Source organism: Streptococcus australis (genome assembly GCF_015553625.1).
In the GTDB taxonomy this organism is placed as follows: Bacteria; Bacillota; Bacilli; order Lactobacillales; family Streptococcaceae; genus Streptococcus; species Streptococcus australis_B.
Window position 1 is genome coordinate 64,829 of the sequence record NZ_JADNGY010000010.1, and the last position, 15,913, is coordinate 80,741.

Here is a 15,913-nt window from a genome sequence, read left to right on the forward strand (position 1 = left end):
TTTTACTGAGTGATAATTATCGTCGGTCTATACTGATTTGAATTTTTAAGGACAATAATTTCTAGATCGGTCCTAATATCTTGATCAACAAGCGGAAGTATAACTTCTCCTTGATTTGTAAAATCATTTAAATTTTTAAAATAAGAATTATTCAAGTCTTTAACTGATATAATACTAAATGGATATGGAATATCCTCAAAGTCATCATGCCATTTATTATAATCGATATGACCGTCTTGAGTTTCAAGGAGAAGCTTGACCTTTGCTTTATGATTTCTAGGCACCCTAACCTTAACTTTCAAAATCACTTTCATTCCATCGACAATATTAACAGAATCGATGGATAAACTACATTTGAGTCCAGCATTCCTACTTTGTCGATTTCCGCTATTAATATCTAAACTTGAATTTTTACCATATCCTGTTGGAGGGAGAAGAAATTTTCCTAACACTTTTGATAGTCTACTTGTCTCAGTTCCTGTTTCTGAAAATTCATTTTCTTCAAAATCAGTAAGAATAGAATTACGAATTCCATCTTTTAATCTCTTAATAAGAGTAAACCCATTTTCATCAAGCCAATTAGCATGGTCAGCATTTTCTATACTTCGTAAATAAGACTCTAAAGTAGGAAAGTTGGGATAAAATCTAGGAGAAAGTTTTTCTTTGGAGACTGGAACAAAAATTGAAATTAACATATGTCTATCTTCAAGAATTTTGGAACTAGGTAACCAAGAATTATCTGAGTCGTATTCTACAATCATTCCAGGTTGTCTACAATACGAGAAAATCTTAGTTTCAGTTGAAGCTTCTGTCGACGGACTTTTGCCTATATATGCTAAAGGAGAAGGACAATTATTTGGAGGACCCATTTCTAAGTCTTCTTCAGAAGCTTCTATATAAGCTATGAAACCTAGAGGTTTGCTGTTATCTTCGCAAGCTTTTCTGCTAAGTTTAATGGGATGAACAACAACTTTATCAGTCACAGAATATCCTAATAATGCTGAATTATATAACTTTTGAAAAATATTAAATATAGCTTCAGATTCGACATTTATAATTTCTTCATTAACTGAACACACAAGCATATTGGACTTAAAATGACTTTTATAAGTTATATTCATTAATCTAGGAAAATACCATCTTAAAACAGACATTTTTATTGATGATTTCAAATCACTCATCCAATAATGTAACGAGCCGTGATCTTGCATATTATAAATTTCTTCTCTAAGATAAGGTATAAGAATTGTAGTTCCCGTCTCATTGGTTTGATAAGGTTTAAGATTAAATAGATTTAAAATCTCCTTTATTTTATCCGGATCTGTAACAGGAAGAATCTGATTATTAACCCCCTCTTCACCCCACCAAGCAATTCCTCTGTTTGACTTCGGTAGTAATCTTTCTTCCAATTTACTATTCTCTATTAAAGAACCTATTAATCTTTCTTCGTAAGAATTTGCTGTTTTAATTCTGGTATAATAAATAACTATTCCATTTCCTATTCTAAAAAAACTAGTCTTTCCTAATCCCCAACTTCCTCCTGCACCTTCTTTCTCCTGATTCTTACCTATTCCAAAAACCAGTTTGTGAAAGTTAGAATTTACCAAATCATCATGATAGTCTCCTGATATAGCTCCCGTCAATCCAAAAGTATTTTTATCAGATATCGCTAAAAATTTTGTTCTATTGCAGTAGTTTGATAAAAGTTCATCAGATACTCCTTCAAGATGTCTAGCTAAATTATCCGCATCAAAATCTCCAAAATGAAAATCAACTCTTGTATTTCCTACACCGTCAATTCCAGCATCTAAACTGTTCTGAATTGATTCGCGCACTATTAAATCAAGCAATGGTATGGATTTGTTTTGAAGTGATCGCAATATCGAGGCGCCATCCTGAGCCATGCTTTGAGGATCATCTGTAGCAATTTTTATTTTCAATATTTTGTCTCCCTTAATCATCAATAGATTTAATCAACGGCATCAATTGAGTTGTAATATTTTTTGTTGAAACATCAATAAAACTTGGTATCAAAATATTTATCCCAATTATATCATGACTGAAGTTTAGTTTCTCTCTTCGTTTGGATAGTTTATTTGCTGGTTCACTATCCTTATCAATTCTATAAATTACTAGTAAAGGAGTTTTCTCAAGTCCTTTAGAATTTCTCAACTCGCGAATATCATCCATTTTCACAACTTTCTTCTCATTAGGATTAAGTTCATCAATATCAGCAATCAAATCATCAGGTTGACGCAATACACCAATTGAAACAATCTCTCCTTTGCTACCGGGAACTAATTTCGTCCGTGTTACTCCCTTAGGATTATAACCATGAATATTCCAATCGCTATCAACATCTGCCAATTCAATTTTACCTTTACTTGATAATACAATATTCCAGTCATTAATTGTATGATTATTTTCTTTCAACCATTCAATTAGATTATTTATTGTTGCCATCCGTTTATCTTCGGAAATAACCTGATATTCTTGTAAAAAATTTTCAACTTGGACTGAGTCAATATCTTTCCAAACTAGTTTAGAATCTGAAGCTGTAGACTTTTGAGGTGTTCCAAGTGAATTTAGAAATGTTTCAGTTAAACGGAAGTTATGAGCTAATTGTTCCATATCGTCTTTAAAAAAAACAGTTTGAGAATTAAAGCCAGAAAAATTAAATTCAGCTGAAATAGCAGATTGCATTTTATTAACTGAAGTAATCCTGACTAACTGATAGTCTGGAGAATTTTTTATTTTTGGAGCAACTTCTATTGGAGTAAGATTTCTTTTAGAATACTCTACTAAATTCGACCTCAATTCATAGTCTAGTTGAGATAGGAATTGAAACCGTTCATACGCGTCGTACTCCATCCATACTCTAGGGAATATTTCATACCCTTTTCTATAGCCAAACCACCGTCCCATTTGCATTAAAGTATCTGCTTGATTAGTTTTTCTTAAAAAGAACGTAGATACTAACCCTTCGATAGTTAATCCTCTAGATAGAGTATTTCCTCCTATCACAATGAAAGCAGGAGCTAGTTTAGTAGCATTTATAGAATTTGGATAAACTAATCTAATCATTTCATCAGCAGATGTCATTTTGCTATTATCAATTGCAATATGAAAACCTTCGTGATATTTAGGAACGCCTTCATCGGTTAATTGAACATGACTTAGATACTCATCATCATCCAAACGGAAAATTCTCTCAATCTGTTCTCTGATGTCTTTCCACTCAGGATAAGACGGTACATCTCCTGGGGAACTATAATTATTCATATTCTCTAAAAATTTCTCTTTACTAAAGTCTATTTTTTCATTATTATAGAGATTCTTTAGATTTTTGAAAAATTTACAAGGATTCTTTCGAACTTTTCTAATATAGTAGGCAACTACATTAGCAATCAATTCATGCTCACTAACTTTAAAAGAGGTGTGTATTAGCATACTAATCGGTTTTCTATATCCTAGATGACGCATTGCACCGGTTGAAATGATAAACCAATTAATAGCTAATTCTAAAGATTTTGGTATTTGAATCTCTTCACCTTTTCCTAGTCTTCTAATGATTTGAACATCATCATCACTAATTTCTCTAACGATATCAATTTTTTGTACTTGTTCCGGTTCTGATGTTCCAAACATTTCTTCAGGACCAATGTAGTCACTTGATTGAGGCAATACAACAATAAAATCTTTTGGATAGAGGGAATTTCCAGTAGTTTCATTTAATATATTTGCATATGGAGTTGCTGTATAAGCAATATAGTTCATTGCTTTTACATTATCTTTGTTAACCAATTTTCTAATTAGTTTGTTTATTGTTGTTGGATCTTGTTCTTCGATATTATTAGTATTAATACTTGCTTGGTCAGCTTCATCATCAATCACTAAAATCTTTAATTGTCTAGACTTGTTTTCATCTGAGTAAAGCCAACGTATTAGATTTTCAAGGCGACTTTTATTTTTTAGACATACGGTTAAATACCTATCTCTAGCATTTTCTTCCAATGAAAATGTTGATATTTTATGATCAGCGATGTTGTTTTTTAAGTTTGGTCTATCTACTAATCTCCAATTCAAATTTCTTGTATCTTTAACGTCATTATACAAGCGATTTGCAGTCTGGTTCCTCAAGTTCTCAATAGTTCCAGATAAGATAATAAAGAAATTATATCCCAAATCTGCAGCCATAGAAATAACCCCGGACATATTTGCAGTTTTTCCAGACTGTACATTTCCTAGAACCAAACCTTTCGAAATTCCACTATTCTCTTTCGAATTGCTTAAGTAGCTAAGTATTTCTACAGTAGATTTTTTAAGAGTCTCGATACTATTCAAATTCCATCCTTGCTTTTTCAGTCTAGATTCATAATTTTTCCAACTAGAACCTCTATTTGTAGGTATTCTTATTTCAGATCGATTTCTCCCTAATTTAACAATATCTATATCTTCATATAGCTTAAAAAACTCTTCTACTAATTCTTTCCATGCTTCTTGGGGGCAATCCCCTTCTTTTAAAAAATCTTTATAACGTTCAATAGGGAGATCTAGGATATCATTTTTTGAATATTCTTTGTTTTTATTATTAATCAACAATTCAATATACGATTGAACGTCTGTGTAATCTTCAAGCTTGTACATAATATTGTCCTACCTTTATAACAAAATATTATTTTCTTCATAGTTTAAAACTATAATTCCACCTAATTTATAGTTAATAATATATGATTTTCACTTATTTATTATTGTGTAATAATATCTTTCAATATAGTGAAAGTTTCTCTTCACCATTATACCAAAAAAACACGGCATTCCGCCGTGTTTCTGTGTTTATTTCACCAACTTCTTCATCTCATCAATACGAGCTACGGTCGCGTCGTATTTAGCTTGGTAGTCGGCTTGTTTGTCGCGTTCTTTTTGGACGACTTCTGGTTTTGCATTGGCTACGAAGCGTTCGTTAGAGAGCTTCTTACCGACCATATCCAGTTCTTTTTGCCATTTAGCTAGTTCCTTGTCGAGACGAGCCAATTCTTCTTTGACATTGAGGAGGTCTGCCAGCGGCAAGTAGATTTCTGCTCCTGTGATGACGCTTGACATCGCGAGTTCAGGTGCAGGGATGTTTGATGCGATCTCCAAGTGTTCTGGATTTGTGAAGCGTTTGATGTAGTTAACATTGCTGTTAAAGAAGGCTTCCAAATCGCTATCACTTGTCTTCACAAGGATGGTGATAGGCTTACTTGGAGCAACGTTTACTTCCGCACGCGCATTACGAACAGCACGGATCAAGTCTTTGAGGCTTTCGACACCAGTGTGAGCTGCAAAGTCTTCAAAGGCTGGGTTAACAGTTGGGTATTCTGCTGTCACGATAGAGCCTTCTGAGATTTGTCCGAAGATTTCCTCTGTCACAAATGGCATGATTGGGTGAAGGAGACGAAGGATCTTGTCCAAAGTGTAAAGGAGAACAGAACGTGTGATGACTTTCTCTTCTTCGTTATCGCTATAAAGGACTTCCTTGGTCAACTCAACATACCAGTCCGCAAACTCGTCCCAGATGAAGTTATAGAGGATGTGTCCAGCAACACCAAACTCAAACTTATCAAAGTTTTCAGTGACTTTTCCGATCGTTTCATTGAGGTTGTGGAGGATCCAGCGGTCTGTGACATTTCCAGCTTCCTTGTTAACCACTTTTTCCACATTGGCAGTTGCTTGCTCAAGGGTCAAGCCTTCATTGTTCATGAGGATGTAGCGAGAGATGTTCCAGATCTTGTTAATGAAGTTCCATGAAGCATCCATTTTCTCGTAAGAGAAGCGCACGTCTTGCCCTGGTGCAGAACCGTTTGAAAGGAACCAACGAAGGGCATCGGCACCGTATTTCTCGATGACATCCATTGGGTCAATTCCGTTACCCAGAGATTTAGACATCTTGCGTCCTTGCTCATCACGAATAAGACCGTGAATCAGAACGTTTTGGAACGGCTGACGGCCAGTGAATTCCAATGATTGGAAGATCATACGAGACACCCAGAAGAAGATGATGTCATAACCAGTTACCAAGGTTGAAGTTGGGAAGTAACGTTTGAAGTCTTCTGAGTCGACATCCGGCCAACCCATGGTTGAGAATGGCCAAAGGGCAGAACTGAACCAAGTATCCAAGACGTCTTCGTCCTGAGTCCATCCGTCACCTTCTGGGGCTTCTTCGCCAACGTACATTTCACCCTCAGCATTGTACCAAGCAGGGATTTGGTGACCCCACCAGAGCTGACGTGAGATGACCCAGTCGTGGACATTTTCCATCCATTGAAGGAAGGTATCGTTGAAACGAGGTGGGTAGAATTCTACCTTGTCTTCTGTGTCTTGGTTGGCAATAGCATTTTTAGCCAATTGGTCCATCTTCACGAACCATTGCGTAGACAAGCGTGGCTCAACCACAACACCTGTACGCTCTGAGTGACCAACACTGTGGACACGTTTTTCGATTTTAACGAGGGCACCGATTTCTTCTAGCTTAGCAACGACTGCCTTACGAGCTTCAAAACGGTCCATACCTGCAAATTCAAAGGCCAAGTCATTCATAGTTCCGTCATCGTTCATGACGTTAACTTGTGGCAAGTTATGGCGTTGACCAACCAAGAAGTCGTTTGGATCGTGGGCAGGCGTGATTTTCACGACACCAGTACCAAACTCAGGATCAGCATGCTCATCCCCAACGATTGGAATCAATTTATTAGCGATTGGAAGGATAACATTTTTACCAATCAAGTCCTTGTAGCGTGGGTCTTCTGGATTGACCGCAACCGCAACGTCCCCAAACATAGTCTCAGGACGAGTGGTTGCCACTTCAAGGGCGCATGAGCCGTCTTCCAGCATGTAGTTCATGTGGTAGAAGGCACCTTCAACATCCTTATGGATCACCTCGATATCAGAAAGGGCTGTGCGAGCTGCTGGGTCCCAGTTGATGATAAACTCACCACGATAGATCCAGCCTTTCTTGTAAAGGTCCACAAAGACCTTACGAACAGCTTTTGACAAGCCTTCGTCAAGCGTAAAACGCTCGCGAGAGTAGTCAACAGAGAGCCCCATCTTGCCCCATTGTTCCTTGATAGTAGTGGCATACTCGTCTTTCCATTCCCAGACTTTGTCAAGGAATTTTTCACGACCGAGATCATAACGGCTGATGCCCTCGCCACGCAAGCGCTCCTCAACCTTAGCCTGAGTCGCAATCCCAGCATGGTCCATACCAGGAAGCCAAAGTGTATCAAAACCTTGCATGCGTTTTTGACGGATGATGATATCTTGCAAAGTAGTATCCCAAGCGTGACCGAGGTGGAGTTTCCCAGTTACGTTTGGTGGTGGAATGACGATAGAGTATGGCTTAGCTTTTTTATCGCCAGAAGGCTTGAAAACATCCTCGTCAAGCCATTTTTGGTAACGACCAGCCTCAACCTCGGCTGGATTGTATTTAGGTGAAAGTTCTTTAGACATGTGTTTGTCCTTTCTCTATTGTTTTCATTTTTTCTTGAATCTGCTTTGCGACTTCTTCTGCAGACAGATTCGTATTATCAATTTTCAGGTAGTGGTGAAGACCACTCGGTTGCTTTTGAGAATTAAGTTGATCTGTTTTATCAGTCTCTAAAATTTCTCTTTCAGATACCTCAAAATTCCGTTTCAAGGGTTTGTATTTCAACCGATTCTCCGTCCGATTGCGACGTAAGCGCTCCTCAAGAGACGTTTCTAATTCAACAAAGAGAATCTCTTGATGATACTCATTTAATAAATCTTGAATATTCTTCAAATACATCAGATGGTATTGATTTGAAAAATCAGTTACACCTGTTAAAATCACCGACCGATGATGCCTGGCGCTTGTTCCAAGAAAAGAAAAGTTAACGCTACGAACAAATTCCCACATTTCTTCCGTAAAATCCTGATAGATTTCGAGTGCGAAATCAATTGGTTGATGGTTGAAAAAGAGAGTCGCACCGGTGAGTTTCGAAAGTTCCTGACCAATGGTCATTTTCCCTGCAGCTGGAGCTCCAATGATGAAAACATGCATCAATCCACCTCCCACTCACTCTTCAGCAAGCCGTATCTCAAATCATCACAGCGATGGCCTTGGGTATCTTTGCGATCCCTTATGCGAGATTCAAGAGTAAAGCCAAGCTTCTCAGCGACTCGTTGACTTTGAAGGTTGTACCCAAAGCAAGACAATTCAATCTTGTGAAGTCCCAGTTCTTTAAAAGCCAAATCAATCAAAACACGCGCCGCTTCAGGCACATAGCCTCGCCCCCAATAGTCTGGGTGCAAGGTATAGCCAATCTCAAGCACATCGTCTTCGTGGCGATGGTTGAAGTCAACAGAGCCAATAACTTTATCTGTCCCTTTGACCACAATTCCATAGCCTTCTGGGAGATTGTCCTTTTCATTGCGCTCAGGAAGGATATGCTCTAGATAATAAATCTCATCTTCTAAGGTCTTGACGGGTGGGAAGCCTGCTGGGTAAGAAACCTCTGGGAGACTAGCGTAGGCATGGATATCCTCGGCATCCGCCACTGTACGGACTCGTAAGACTAGACGCTCGGTTTCGATTCGTTCTGGCAGTTCAGCTCTTGTCATTCTTCTTCCTCGCTTTCTTAATAAAGCTTCCCATGGGATCGACTCGGTCATCTAGATAACGGTAAACGCGATGATGACCGTCCCCCATAAAGTAAGTCGGCGCAAAGCGGTCATTTTTAAAATGTCCCTTGTCATCTAAGAGCTCTGGATCAGCTAGTCGCTCAAGAATCTTGGCGAAGATATGGCAGATGCCATCTTCCTCGATAATCCGATCTACCTGGCAATCCAATACGACTGGACAGGCCTCCAAAATCGGTGCCTGGGTCAGTTCAGAAATCTCATAGTCAAGCCCCAGGTGTTTCAATTTCTCCCGATGGCTGATAAAGCCAGCCTGCTCCATCTCAAGCATGAAGTTTTCAGCAGGAATGTTCACGGTGAACTGTTGATAATGCTTAATCTGGTCAGCCGCATTTTCCTCAGCACCAACTCCGATGACGAGCCAATCTCCAAGGCTATAAGAGGAACTGCAGGTCGTGATATTGTGCCCAAAGTTCTGGTCCTGATACCCCAAGATGAAAATCGGAAAACCATAGTAGAGTTTGCTGGTTTTAAAAGATTGTTTCATGACAAGCTCCTTCAGCTAGGGATAGGGGGGTAAAAGAAAAATCGCCCCTGTCATTAATCTGACAGGGACGAATGTGTTTATCCGCGGTACCACCCAATTTCGGGCAGAGGCCCGCAACTCTCGTCTTCTTGTTTCTCTTTTTTGACGTCATTAGCTCGCTTTGGTGTACTTGAGTACAGCCTGCAACTCGCTGCCTAGTCCTAAAAGGAAGCAAAAAGACTATTTCAATATTTCATTTTCATCCATTAGCAACCAGTTTTGACACATTTGTGGACTTCTCAGCACCGCCACTTTCTGTATAATGTGGGACTCAAAACACCTCTAACAGCTTCATTTTATCAAGTTTTCCTGGAAATAGCAAGAAATCACAAAAGCAATTATTTGAACTTGACTCCAAGTTCTTGCAATTTTTTGATGGTTGCTGGACCGATTCCTTTAAGGGCCAACAACTCTTTCTCTGTCCAATTTGCGAAGTCCGCAACAGAGCGAATACCTTCATCATAGAATGTTTGCGCACGATCAAGTGCTACACCTTCCAAGCTTGCAGCGAATTCTTCTACTGAAGAAGCTGCTTGTTTCACTTCTTTCGCTACTGCTTTTGCTGCTTTCTCAACCTTCTTAGGCGCCTCTTTAACAGCTGCTCCTACAGTTGCGACAGCTTTTTTCAAAAGATGTCTATTTTGATGTTTGTATTGTTTCGCACGGTTAACGTTCTTCTTTGCCATTTTTCCTCCTACGTATCCAGTGATCAATCCCTAAGGCAACAAGGTTTCATCACCAATATTACTTTCGATAATTCGTTGACGTCTGTTCAACTTTTTTATTGTAACACAATCCCTCGAAAAATCAAGTCATTGCACTATTTTCAGCCAAATCCAGCCAGTAAAAGGCCTTCACAAAGAGCTTTTAATAGGTTCTCTCTCCAAACAAGCCATCTGGAAGATCGTGGAACCCTTTCCCCTCATGGTAGTTAGCAAACTTCCCTTGAAGGAATTGATAGGCATCCAAGCGACTCTCGTAGCGGATCATAGCTTCCTTTGCCCGCTCGTCCTGATCTTCTTCATAGACCTTCTTGCTTTCTGTCAGGGCCATCTCATTGATCATGACCTGGGTCTTGATCCAGGCCTCAAATTCTTTCATAAATTCTTTTTCGTAGCTCATTCTTACTCCAATCCTCTATAAAATTCACTATCGATCTCCCGATAAGGTTGGATATCCTGGACATATTCCAAGACACCTTGAAATTCTCCCGCTTCATCACGCACTGCCGCATAAGTGACATGGACAAATTTCCCACGCGATTCGGATTTGAACCACATTTCGTACTTGTCTTTTTTCCCTTCTCGAAGCCCCTGCATGATGGCTTTGACCTTCTCCAAGTATTTTGGCGGGTGACACAGCTCAACATTGCGTCCTACCTGTGACGGCGTCCTTTTGAAAATCATCTCCTCAAAGGGCGCTGCATCATTGTAATATTGGAAGATATCATCCTTATTGACAAAAGTGATTTCCATCGGTAGATGGTTCAAGATCAAATTCGCCTGCTCCACAGATAAGAATCCATGGCCAAAAGCTTGTGGTTGCTGACGGTCGAAGCTCTCTTCTTTTTTCTTAGGTGTGAAGATGATCGTAAACTGTCCCTCAGGAGTCTCAATGACCTGACGGTGCTCCTCGCCTCCTTCTGAAGAAGGAAGTGGTTCAGTTGAATCTTCTGTCTCTCTTGCTCCTTCTTCCTTGAAGTCCACGCGTTTCGGCACCCATTTCTCACTCGGAATGATGATGGCATAACCATAGGCATCACTTTCTTCCGCAATGGAGAGCCAATCATCCTGGCTAAAGGCCTCCAGTAAAATCATCAAGAGGATCGATTCTTCCTTGAAGATCATAGCCTCAAACTCTTGCGCAAAGGCTTCAAAACTCTCTTTGACTTCAGAAATACCCGAATCTGGTAGTTTATTGGCTGCGTCCATCGCTTTCGCAAAGAGTTCTCGAATCTGGTCATCCACTCCCCACATGACTTTAGGGGGGGAATCATGCCCATAGCGCTCCATAATAGGAAACATCAACTCTTCCTTACGACGGTAATGTCGATCAAATTGACCCACCAAGCCTAACTGACGCAAGAGTCCTTTCTGAATCTCCTGGATCATCTCAGGATCCTCTGTCGTCTCATAATTATCCAGCAAGCGACGAACCCGCATCATAGCAGCCCGAAGGGCTAAGTTCTCCTGTTTAAAGATCTGAACTGGATGGCCTGGATGGTCGGTATCTGCCACTTCGACCCCTTGTACAGCGTTCTTAAAGAGATTAGCATGGACATCGCATAGCTCCATGACATCCTCAAAGGTGATACCTGTATCGGAGTTCATCAGTTCATGCTCCATGAGGGAAATCTCAATCGCAGATACCCCGCTAAAGGTCGCATCAAAGCGCTCTTGGACCGACTCAGGAGAGGCTCCATGATGAAGGTCTAATAAGATGTCTCTCAAGACATGAATTCGTTCATCGCTCATTAGTCTAGCCCCACTACTTCATAGCCATTGGCCTCTAATGTTCGCACAATCTTTTCCATGGGAGTTCCCTCTAATTTTGATCCTTGTTTCAAAGAAACCTTGCGCCCAACTGTATTGCGCATGATCGGATTGGCTAAGGGTTTAAAGCCCAATTCCACCAACAAATCCAATACTTCTGGATGTTGGTCAATGACTTGAGCCACTGGAATCGATACATCAATTTTATTGTCCATCTCTCACTCTCACATTTCTTCTCTCATCTTAGCTCCTGGGAAACTAAGACTCCTCCTGGGGAAGCTCCTCAGCCCTCTGATTGGCCCGTTCTTCTCCCCACCAAAAGGGCATCAATTCTCCCAGAGTAATAGTCTTTCGACTCTCATAATCGACCATAAACTCCAACTGGCTATTGGCTGGATCAAGTTCCATTAAGAACTCTCGACAAGCCCCACAAGGCATTCCAGAGCCGCCGCCATAAGGTGGTCGATCTCGGAAGGCTAAAATTCGTTTTACCTTGGTTTGACCAGATGCTTGGTACATATTAAAGAGAGCCGCTCGTTCCGCACACAAATGGAAGACTCCACAGGTCCCTTCCATACAAAAGCCTGTATAGATTTGCCCGTCCTCTGCCTCAATAGCTGCAACCACGTGTTGCGCATAGACAAAATCAGATACTTCATGGGGACGATAGAGGGCCTTGGCCTTTTCATACATGATTTCCCAAATATCCATTGTTGATTCCTGTTCTATTAAGCTTTCTTGACTAACTTCACCACAGCCTCTGTCCGAGCTGTATGGGGAAACATATCTACTGACTGGATGTAGACAACATCATACACCTTGGTCAAGTCTACAAGGTCTCGCGCCAAGGTCGAAACATTACAAGAGACATAGACCATCTTTTGAGGAGCATAGCGCAACAAGGTATCAATCAATTGAACACCCAGTCCTGTCCGTGGTGGATCCACAATGACTGCATCCGCCCGATAGCCTTCTTTGTACCAGCGAGGGATGATTTCCTCAGCCGTCCCAGCTTCGTAGTGGGTGTTATCAAATCCCATCTGCTTAGCATTGTATTTAGCATCCTCAATCGCTTCAGGGATAATGTCCATCCCCCGTACACTCTTGACCTTGTCCGCAAAGGCAAAACCAATAGTTCCAACCCCGCAGTATGCATCAATCAAATGATCCTCTGGTGATACATCTAAGGCCTTGACAGCCTCACTATAGAGGACTTCAGTTTGCTCAGGATTTAACTGGTAAAAGGCCCGAGGAGACAAGGAAAATTCATAATCCAAGACCCCTTCACGAATGGTCTCCTGTCCCCAAATAATCTGCGTCTTCTCCCCATAAATCTCGCTTGATTTAGAAGTGTTCAGATTGACTGCCACCGTTACAATTTCAGGGTATTTTTCTACTAGGTCTGCGACCAAGTCTGTTAAATTAATTTGTCGACTCGTCACCACGATCATTTGGACCTGTCCAGTCTTACGAGCCCGACGCACCATGATGGTTCGAACTCCCAATTGCTTCCGATCATCTGAAATCGGAATCTGGTAGTAGGTCAATAGCTCAGCTACGTGATTAGCAATTTCCTGAATGACCGGATCCTGGACCAGACAGTCCCTTAATTCCACCAAATAATGGGAATTTTGAGCGTATAAACCAGCCTTTACCTGCCCCTTAAATTTACGCGTCTGAAATTGGAGCTTAGCCCGATAATACTGAGGTTTTTTCATCCCAAGCGTCGAATGAATCAAATAATTTTCATAGCCTTTAGGAGCATATTTTTTCAAGGCCTGCTGCAATAAGTCTGTTTTGAACTCCAACTGCTTGCTGTACTTCAGATGCATGATTTGGCAGCCCCCACAGGTCTCATAAATATCACAGGTTGGCGTTACCCGATACTTGGAAGCCTTGTTGACGGACAAGAGCTTGGCTTCTGCAAAATTCTTCCGAATCGCCGTAATTTGACAGAAGACATCTTCGCCCTTTAAGGCTCCAGGTACAAAGACCAAGGTCTTCTTGTAAAAGCCAATCCCTTCTCCATTAATTCCCATTCGCTTGATTTTCAAAGGAATTCTTTGTTTAACTTTTAAATCCATATGTCTATTATACCATGTAGTTTCTCATTCGTTTAGAATATGATAGAATTGAAAAGAAAAACAAGGAATCAGGGACCATTTCTCAAAAGGACCACGAATAATATAAAGAGAAAGACTGATCATTTACCGCAATAAAACTCAAACGAAACAGGAAACCTATGAAAATTACCAAATTAGAAAAGAAAAAACGTCTCTACCTTCTAGAGCTGGATCAAGCCGAATCCCTCTACATTACAGAAGACACCATCGTCCGCTTCATGCTCTCACGAGACAAGGAAATTAGCCAGGAAGAACTCAAGGAAATTCAAACCTTTGCCCAGCTCTCCCATGCTAAAAACTTGGCCCTCTATCACCTTTCCTTTAAGGCACGAACAGCTCGCGAGGTTCGAGACTATTTAATCAAGCACGAAATCGACGAATCTACCATCGAAACCGTCATTAACACCCTAAAAGAAGACAAATGGATCGATGACCTTGCCTATACTCGCGCTATCTTTCAATCCAATCACCTCTCAGGAGACAAGGGCCCCTATCTCCTCAAGCAAAAGCTCATTCAAAAAGGTGTCTCTTCCCACTATATCGACCAAATCACCTCAGAATTTGATTTTTCCGAGGTGGCTAAACGAACTGCCCAGAAACTGGCTAAGCAATACGTTAAGAAACTTCCACCAAGAGCCTTAAAAGATAAAATCACACAAACTCTTATCAATAAAGGCTTTAGTTATGAAGTTGCCAAGCAAGCCTATCACCAATTAGATATCGAACAAGACGAGGAACAAACTCTTGACCTGATTATGAAGGAACTAGAAAAACAGCACCGGAAATACTCCCGAAAATACGAGGGCTACGAGCTTAAACAACGCCTCACTCAAGCCCTTGCGCGCAAGGGATACGACTACTCAGACATTTCTACAGCACTTCGCGAATTCCTTTAAATAAAAAATCACATGAAAATCCCTTATTTTCATGAAAATATGATACAATATAGAGGATGTACTTAGATTGTAGAAAGTTGGTAAGTTATGAAACTACCTAAAGAAGGCGACTTTATTACAATTCAAAGTTATAAACATGATGGAAGTCTCCACCGAACCTGGCGGGACACCATGGTACTAAAAACTACGGAAAACGCACTTATCGGCGTCAATGATCATACTCTCGTTACAGAGAGCGATGGTAGAAGATGGATTACACGAGAGCCAGCAATCGTCTACTTTCATAAGAAGTACTGGTTTAATATCATTGCTATGATCCGAGATAATGAAGTATCCTATTATTGTAATCTTGCCAGTCCTTATTATATGGACCAAGAGGCACTAAAGTATATTGATTATGATCTTGATGTCAAAGTCTTTCCAGATGGTGATAAGAAACTGCTGGACGTAGAAGAATACGAACAGCACAAACGCAAAATGAACTATTCAGATGACATTGACTTTATCCTAAAAGAAAATGTCAAAATCCTTGTAGACTGGATTAACAACCAGTTAGGTCCATTCTCTGAGGAATACATTAAAATTTGGTACAACCGTTATGTTGAACTGCGAAATAAATAAAGTTGAAAAGAGCGAAAGCTCTTTTTTTCGAACTTAATACTTGCAATATCCAAGTAAAACAAGTACTATGTACTTAATAAAAACAGGAAGGGAGACACTATGGCGTTTACAAATACAAGAGGCCGCTATGCAAGTTTTGGGGTCGTAACCAGCTTACCGGATGATATCATCGATAGTTTCTGGTTTGTCATTGACAACTACCTTAAACATGTCTATCCCTTAAATCCCGTTTTAAAATTTGAACTCATCAATCGAAAAGGGAAAACAACCCTGCGCTTCAGTCAAAAAGACTTCCCCTTAGAAATCGCTGTAGATTTCCTTATCCCTTTCGACCCTTACTACCCAAGACAAGTCAGAATCGTTGATAACAAAGGACGAGAAACCATCATGCTGATTGATGAATACCAACTCTTATAAAATAAAAGGCCTAATGGCCTTTTTTCTTTACAAAACAAAAAAGGTCATATGACCTTTCAATAATATCGGGAAGACAGGATTCGAACCTGCGACACCTTGGTCCCAAACCAAGTACTCTACCAAGCTGAGCTACTTCCCGAA

At 40.3% G+C, this 15,913-nt stretch carries 15 protein-coding genes and 1 tRNA gene; 3 read left to right on the forward strand and 13 right to left on the reverse strand.

Annotated features, from left to right (window positions below; all coding sequences use genetic code 11):
* Nucleotides 1-2: 2 nt before the first annotated feature.
* The 12 genes from I2D56_RS08700 to rlmD form a co-directional block, all read right to left on the reverse strand.
* The gene (locus I2D56_RS08700) at nt 3-1,940 is read right to left on the reverse strand and encodes a hypothetical protein (protein WP_229050207.1); all 1,938 of its coding nucleotides are present in this window, start codon (nt 1,938-1,940) and stop codon (nt 3-5) included.
* 13 nt (nt 1,941-1,953) lie between these two features.
* Nucleotides 1,954-4,647 carry a Z1 domain-containing protein gene (locus I2D56_RS08705; protein ID WP_195348386.1) on the reverse strand — a complete coding sequence of 898 codons (2,694 nt, stop codon included), beginning with the start codon at nt 4,645-4,647 and terminating at the stop codon, nt 1,954-1,956.
* A 189-nt stretch (nt 4,648-4,836) separates the two neighbouring features.
* Complete coding sequence (locus I2D56_RS08710; protein ID WP_195348387.1) at nt 4,837-7,488, reverse strand: valine--tRNA ligase; 2,652 nt, start codon at nt 7,486-7,488, stop codon at nt 4,837-4,839.
* Entirely contained in the window at nt 7,481-8,059 is a 579-nt protein-coding gene (locus I2D56_RS08715; RefSeq protein ID WP_048715830.1) for an AAA family ATPase, read from the reverse strand. Before I2D56_RS08715 ends, I2D56_RS08710 begins: the two co-directional genes overlap by 8 nt.
* Nucleotides 8,059-8,619: a GNAT family N-acetyltransferase gene (locus tag I2D56_RS08720; protein WP_048715832.1), complete on the reverse strand. Its 561-nt coding sequence runs from the start codon at nt 8,617-8,619 to the stop codon at nt 8,059-8,061. Before I2D56_RS08720 ends, I2D56_RS08715 begins: the two co-directional genes overlap by 1 nt.
* Nucleotides 8,606-9,184, reverse strand: coding sequence for a flavin reductase family protein (locus I2D56_RS08725; protein ID WP_048715834.1), 579 nt, complete (start codon nt 9,182-9,184; stop codon nt 8,606-8,608). Before I2D56_RS08725 ends, I2D56_RS08720 begins: the two co-directional genes overlap by 14 nt.
* Before the next feature lie 377 nt (nt 9,185-9,561).
* Nucleotides 9,562-9,909, reverse strand: coding sequence for a helix-hairpin-helix domain-containing protein (locus I2D56_RS08730; RefSeq protein ID WP_048715836.1), 348 nt, complete (start codon nt 9,907-9,909; stop codon nt 9,562-9,564).
* A 181-nt stretch (nt 9,910-10,090) separates the two neighbouring features.
* Complete coding sequence (locus I2D56_RS08735) at nt 10,091-10,345, reverse strand: DUF1912 family protein (protein WP_006596820.1); 255 nt, start codon at nt 10,343-10,345, stop codon at nt 10,091-10,093.
* A 2-nt stretch (nt 10,346-10,347) separates the two neighbouring features.
* Nucleotides 10,348-11,697, reverse strand: a complete 1,350-nt coding sequence (locus I2D56_RS08740) for a DUF438 domain-containing protein (RefSeq protein WP_195348388.1) — start codon at nt 11,695-11,697, stop codon at nt 10,348-10,350.
* Nucleotides 11,697-11,930, reverse strand: a complete 234-nt coding sequence (locus I2D56_RS08745; protein ID WP_006596822.1) for a DUF1858 domain-containing protein — start codon at nt 11,928-11,930, stop codon at nt 11,697-11,699. The genes I2D56_RS08740 and I2D56_RS08745 overlap by 1 nt, the downstream gene beginning before the upstream one ends.
* Before the next feature lie 43 nt (nt 11,931-11,973).
* Nucleotides 11,974-12,426 (reverse strand): cytidine deaminase family protein, encoded by a 453-nt coding sequence (locus I2D56_RS08750; protein WP_023022383.1) that lies wholly within the window; start codon nt 12,424-12,426, stop codon nt 11,974-11,976.
* A gap of 17 nt (nt 12,427-12,443) precedes the next feature.
* Nucleotides 12,444-13,799 carry a 23S rRNA (uracil(1939)-C(5))-methyltransferase RlmD gene (gene rlmD / locus I2D56_RS08755; RefSeq protein WP_195348389.1) on the reverse strand — a complete coding sequence of 452 codons (1,356 nt, stop codon included), beginning with the start codon at nt 13,797-13,799 and terminating at the stop codon, nt 12,444-12,446.
* 158 nt (nt 13,800-13,957) lie between these two features.
* Between rlmD and recX the strand changes: the two genes are divergently transcribed.
* The 3 genes from recX to I2D56_RS08770 all read left to right on the forward strand — a co-directional run bounded on the left by recX (nt 13,958) and on the right by I2D56_RS08770 (nt 15,772).
* Entirely contained in the window at nt 13,958-14,734 is a 777-nt protein-coding gene (gene recX, locus I2D56_RS08760) for a recombination regulator RecX (RefSeq protein ID WP_123159451.1), read from the forward strand.
* A gap of 87 nt (nt 14,735-14,821) precedes the next feature.
* On the forward strand, nt 14,822-15,355 hold the full coding sequence (locus I2D56_RS08765) for a DUF402 domain-containing protein (protein ID WP_006596828.1): 534 nt from the start codon (nt 14,822-14,824) through the stop codon (nt 15,353-15,355).
* A gap of 99 nt (nt 15,356-15,454) precedes the next feature.
* Nucleotides 15,455-15,772 (forward strand): DUF960 domain-containing protein, encoded by a 318-nt coding sequence (locus I2D56_RS08770; RefSeq protein WP_023022377.1) that lies wholly within the window; start codon nt 15,455-15,457, stop codon nt 15,770-15,772.
* 65 nt (nt 15,773-15,837) lie between these two features.
* Here I2D56_RS08770 and I2D56_RS08775 read toward each other — a convergent pair.
* Nucleotides 15,838-15,911: transfer RNA gene (locus tag I2D56_RS08775), tRNA-Pro, on the reverse strand.
* Nucleotides 15,912-15,913 lie beyond the last annotated feature (2 nt).

Coding starts and splice junctions, on each gene's coding strand:
- I2D56_RS08770 (WP_023022377.1), top strand. CDS start 15,455: ATGGCGTTTACAAATACAAGAGGCCGCTATGCAAGTTTTGGGGTCGTA.
- I2D56_RS08765 (WP_006596828.1), top strand. CDS start 14,822: ATGAAACTACCTAAAGAAGGCGACTTTATTACAATTCAAAGTTATAAA.
- I2D56_RS08725 (WP_048715834.1), bottom strand. CDS start 9,184: ATGAAACAATCTTTTAAAACCAGCAAACTCTACTATGGTTTTCCGATT.
- I2D56_RS08705 (WP_195348386.1), bottom strand. CDS start 4,647: ATGTACAAGCTTGAAGATTACACAGACGTTCAATCGTATATTGAATTG.
- I2D56_RS08720 (WP_048715832.1), bottom strand. CDS start 8,619: ATGACAAGAGCTGAACTGCCAGAACGAATCGAAACCGAGCGTCTAGTC.
- I2D56_RS08745 (WP_006596822.1), bottom strand. CDS start 11,930: ATGGACAATAAAATTGATGTATCGATTCCAGTGGCTCAAGTCATTGAC.
- I2D56_RS08740 (WP_195348388.1), bottom strand. CDS start 11,697: ATGAGCGATGAACGAATTCATGTCTTGAGAGACATCTTATTAGACCTT.
- I2D56_RS08710 (WP_195348387.1), bottom strand. CDS start 7,488: ATGTCTAAAGAACTTTCACCTAAATACAATCCAGCCGAGGTTGAGGCT.
- I2D56_RS08715 (WP_048715830.1), bottom strand. CDS start 8,059: ATGCATGTTTTCATCATTGGAGCTCCAGCTGCAGGGAAAATGACCATT.
- I2D56_RS08750 (WP_023022383.1), bottom strand. CDS start 12,426: ATGGATATTTGGGAAATCATGTATGAAAAGGCCAAGGCCCTCTATCGT.
- rlmD (WP_195348389.1), bottom strand. CDS start 13,799: ATGGATTTAAAAGTTAAACAAAGAATTCCTTTGAAAATCAAGCGAATG.
- I2D56_RS08730 (WP_048715836.1), bottom strand. CDS start 9,909: ATGGCAAAGAAGAACGTTAACCGTGCGAAACAATACAAACATCAAAAT.
- recX (WP_123159451.1), top strand. CDS start 13,958: ATGAAAATTACCAAATTAGAAAAGAAAAAACGTCTCTACCTTCTAGAG.
- I2D56_RS08735 (WP_006596820.1), bottom strand. CDS start 10,345: ATGAGCTACGAAAAAGAATTTATGAAAGAATTTGAGGCCTGGATCAAG.